Origin of the sequence: Streptomyces mexicanus, assembly GCF_902506575.1 — a bacterium.
Lineage (GTDB): Bacteria > Actinomycetota > Actinomycetes > Streptomycetales > Streptomycetaceae > Streptomyces > Streptomyces mexicanus.
Genome location: NZ_LR732665.1, coordinates 1 through 4,158, shown reverse-complemented (window position 1 = coordinate 4,158; position 4,158 = coordinate 1). Strand labels below are relative to the sequence as shown.

Genomic DNA, 4,158 nt, shown 5'->3' with positions numbered 1-4,158 from the left:
TCGTTTTTTTTTTTTTGCAACCAGAAGGGTGCTAGCGGTCTTTCTCCCTGTCTCGGGGGCGGGAGGATGTATAAGGGGGGCGGCAGGGCCGCCTTCTCCGCCGTGGGGCGCGGTGCCGGGCCGGGGGCCCCCGCCGGCCCCGCGCCCCTGCGCCCCCGGGGAAAAGTGGCGCCCTGCACCGCCGCGGCCAACAGGATCTCGCCCCAGCGGCGGTCCTGGTCGAGGGCGTCGGGCGCGTCGTCCTCGTGCCGGATGACCTTCCACGCGGCCCGGAACGCCGTCCCTGCCAGCGCCCCGCCCGCCCCGCTCAGCACGAAGCCGATCGGCTGGTAGGCGAGGGGGAGTTTGTGCTTCTTCTTGGCCACCTGTGTCTCCTTGCGCGTACGCGGGTCGGGGTCGGAACGGGAAGGAAGGGGGCAGGACCGGCACCAGCGGTCAGGGCCTGCCCTGCGGCGGGATCGCCTCGGCCGGACGCACCGGGCCCGGAGGCGTGCCGTCACCGAAGGGACGGCCGCCGAGTTCCTCGCTGTGATGCGGGGTCAGCCAGCCCGCGAGATCGGGGCCCAGCGGCACGATGCCGGTCGGGTTGATGCCCGTGTGCACCTGGTAGTAGTGGCGCTTGATGTGGTCGAAGTCGACCGTGTCGCCGAACCCGGGCGTCTGGAACAGATCCCGGGCGTACGCCCACAGCACCGGGTGCTCCGCGAGCTTCCAGCGGTTGCACTTGAAGTGTCCGTGATACACGGCGTCGAAACGGACCAGCGTGGTGAACAGCCGGATGTCCGCCTCGGTGAGGGTGTCGCCGACGAGGTAGCGCTGCCGGGACAGCCGGTCCCCCAGCAGCTCCAGCCGCCGGAACACGCCGGAACAGGCCGCCTCGTACTCCTTCTGGCCGGTGGCGAAGCCCGCCCGGTACACACCGTTGTTGACGTCCTCGTACACCTCCTCCATCACGGTGTCGATCTCGTCGCGCCGCGCCTGCGGGTACAGGTCGGGCGCACCCGGCCGGTGCAGCGCGGTCCACTCCGTGGCGAAGTCCAGGGTGATCTGCTGGTAGTCGTTCGTCACCAGCCTGCCGCTCGGCACGTCCACGATCGCCGGCACGCTCACCCCGCCGGGGTAGTCCGTTTTCCGGCGGTCGTAGGCCTCGCCGAGGAAGCGGATGCCGAGGACCGGGTCGCGGCCGTCGGGGTCGAGCGTGAAACGCCAGCTGCGGTCGTCCTGGATCGGATCGGCCACGGCCACCGACAGGGCGTCCTCCAGGCCCAGCAACCGCCGCGAGACCAGCGACCGGCTCGCCCACGGGCAGGCGCGGCTGACCACCAGCCGGTACCGGCCGGGCTCCACCGGCCAGCCGTCCCGGCCGTCGGCGGTGATCCGGTCCGTGAAGTGGCTCCTGGACCGTTTGAACGCCTTGCGTCCCAGGGCGCTGTTGCCGTCGCCGCCGTCGCTCATGCCTCGTTCCTTCCACCGTACGGGTCTTCTGCGCGGACACGTTCCCCGAATTCAGCCGTCGGCACGGTATGAGCCGTGCCGAACGGGGCAGTCGGCGAACGTGAGCGGGACATCCCACCGGACAGCCGATCAGCCAGCGCAGGATCCCACGACGGACGCCGGCGCGGGCGCGACCTCCGACGGCCGCACCCGGGTCACCGTACTGGTGGCCCTCGCGGCGAACCTCGTCATCGCGCTCGCCAAGGCCGTCGGCGGACTCCTCGCGCACTCCCCGGCTCTGCTGTCGGAGGCGGCGCACTCCGTCGCCGACAGCTGCAACGAGATCTTCCTGCTGGCCGCGCTGCGCCGCAGCCGCCGCCCCGCCGACCGCCGCCACCCGTTCGGCTACGGCAAGGAACGGTTCTTCTGGTCGCTGCTGGCCGCCGTCGGCATCTTCGTGATGGGCGGCTGCTTCTCCGTCTTCCAGGGCGTTCAGGCGCTGCGCAACGGCGCGGAGGAGGACTTCACCGGCTATGTGGCGGGCATGAGCGTGCTCGGTGTCGCCCTGCTGGCCGAGGGCGCCTCGCTGCTGCGCGCCCTGTACCAGGTGCGCGCGCAGGGCGGCGGCAGCGGCCTGCGCGACCCGGCGCTGCGCACGGTCGTCGCCGAGGACGGCACCGCGGTGCTCGGCGTCACCCTCGCCCTGATCGGCATGGGGCTGCACATGGCGACCGGGCAGGTCGTCTGGGAGGCGGCGGCCTCGCTGGCCATCGGCGTACTGCTCGGCTACGTCGCCTACCGGCTGGGCCGCGACGCCCGCGACCAGCTGATCGGGGAGGCGGCGGACCCGGAGCTGAGCGGCCGGATCGGCCGGCTGCTGCGCGAGCAGCCCGAGATCGACAGCGTCGAGGCGCTGTTCACGATGAAGACGGGCCTGGACTCGCTGCTGGTGGCGGCCCGCATCGACCTGGTCCCCGGCCTGGACAGCGAACGGGTGGAGGAGGTCGCGGTGCGCATCAAGCGCGCGATCAGCCTCCGCGTCCCCGAGGCGGAGCAGGTCTTCCTCGACGTCACCGACCGCCGGGCCGGAGAGGCGCGGGAAAGCCCCGCCGCGACGGGGGAGCGCGGCGGGGCCTGATCTACGGGTGCCCCGGGCACCGCTCCCGCATGCCTGCCCGGCCCGGATTGTCACCGGACGGAGTCCCGACAGGGTCACCGCACGCAGTCCCGATCGGGCCGGGCGGCCGGTTCACCGCCCGGTCACGGGCTCCAGCACGAACACCGGGATCTGCCGCGAGGTCTTCTCCTGGTACTCGGCGTACGGCGGGAACGCGGCGACCGCCCGCTCCCACCACTCGGCCCGCTCCGCGCCGGTGACCTCACGGGCCGTCATGTCCTGCTTGACCGGACCGTCCTGCAGCTCGACGTGGGGGTCGGCCTTGAGGTTGAAGTACCAGAACGGATGCTTGGGCGCGCCGCCCTGCGAGGCCACCACGGCGTAGCGCCCGTCGTGCTCCACGCGCATCAGCGGCGTCTTGCGGATCTTTCCGCTGCGCGCGCCCCGCGTGGTCAGCACGATGACCGGCAACCCGGTGTCCAGCAGGGTCGTGCCCTTGGTGCCGCCCGAACTCTCGTACAGCTCCACCTGCTCCCGCACCCACTGCTCCGGGCTGGGCTCGTACTCGCCCTCAAGTGGCATGGCGTTTCGTCCTCTCGTCGCGTTCGGTCGCTGACGGTGCACCAGGATCAACAGCGGCGCCCGATCGGTTCATCCTTACCACTCGTCGCGGCCGGCAGTCGGCGTGATCCGGCCGGTCCGGGCCCCTGCCGGACCGCCGTATCGCGCCGGTCCGCCACCGGCCCCCTCAGCCCGGCGGCACCAGCATGCTCGCCGCCGGCGCCGTGATCACGGCGCTGGACAGCAGCGCGGTCACCAGCCGCCCGCGGCGGCCGGCGAGGGCCCGCCCGAGCAGGGCGCCGCCCCCGGCGAGCAGCAGCTGCCAACCGGCGGACGCGGCGAAGGCGGCCACGACGAACGCCCCGCGCGGAGGGGGTGCCGCGCCCGCCGTGCCGCGGGTGCCGCCGAGGACGAGTGCCGCCAAGCAGAGGATCGTCGCCGGGTCGAGCAGGGTGATCCCGAGCAGCCCGAGGTACGCCCGTGCGGGGCCCGGCGGGGGCGGTGCGGCGCGGGTGGCGGTGCGCTGCGTGGTACCGCCGTACGGCGCCGGCCGCGCCGTGCACGGCCAGGGCGGCCGGCAGGGCGTACAGACCGTCCGCGGTGGCCACGCCGAGCGCGGCGCAGGCGCCGGTCCGCAGGGAGGTCCGGGCGGTCAGGGACACCGGATACGCCCCGACGGCCCCGGCCGGCACGGCGATGCCGTAGCCCGCGACCAGACCCGCGACGAGCGCGCCCGTCACGGTCGCGGCGGGCCGCAGCGGCGTGGCCGACCGGGCTGCTGCCGGCCACCGGCGGGCGGCGGCGGACCACACCGGCGGGAACCCGACGGTGGCGGTCATGGCCGGAAGCTGCTGCCCCGGGCCCCGTCCCGGCAACCGGATTAGGATGCGGAAGGGACGATTCCTGGCCAGATGTGCCGCAAGGCCGTTCTGGCCGAACTTCGCGTCGCACGATGGATGCCCCAGGCATCTAATGAAGATCGGCACGACGCACCCTTCGTCTGCGAGGTCTTCCATGCCGGACCCCACCACCGCACCGCCCCAGAC

General features: G+C 73.2%; 3 protein-coding genes and 2 pseudogenes. 1 reads left to right on the top strand and 4 read right to left on the bottom strand.

All coding sequences use genetic code 11. The features are described from left to right. Nucleotides 1–125: 125 nt before the first annotated feature. A pseudogene (locus tag GV126_RS37010) lies at nt 126–365 on the bottom strand (DUF4235 domain-containing protein); the annotation flags it as partial. 70 nt (nt 366–435) lie between these two features. After that, on the bottom strand, nt 436–1,455 hold the full coding sequence (locus GV126_RS34570) for a glutathione S-transferase family protein (RefSeq protein ID WP_159675256.1): 1,020 nt from the start codon (nt 1,453–1,455) through the stop codon (nt 436–438). A gap of 100 nt (nt 1,456–1,555) precedes the next feature. On the opposite strand from GV126_RS34570, the gene GV126_RS34565 reads away from it, so the two are divergent. Then, on the top strand, nt 1,556–2,572 hold the full coding sequence (locus tag GV126_RS34565) for a cation diffusion facilitator family transporter (protein ID WP_159675254.1): 1,017 nt from the start codon (nt 1,556–1,558) through the stop codon (nt 2,570–2,572). A 111-nt stretch (nt 2,573–2,683) separates the two neighbouring features. Here the strand turns inward: GV126_RS34565 and GV126_RS34560 are convergent, their stop codons facing one another. Both GV126_RS34560 and GV126_RS34555 read right to left on the bottom strand, forming a co-directional pair. After that, entirely contained in the window at nt 2,684–3,133 is a 450-nt protein-coding gene (locus GV126_RS34560) for a nitroreductase family deazaflavin-dependent oxidoreductase (RefSeq protein ID WP_159675252.1), read from the bottom strand. A gap of 166 nt (nt 3,134–3,299) precedes the next feature. Further along, a pseudogene (locus GV126_RS34555) lies at nt 3,300–3,852 on the bottom strand (lysine transporter LysE). Between the last annotated feature and the right edge of the window lie 306 nt (nt 3,853–4,158).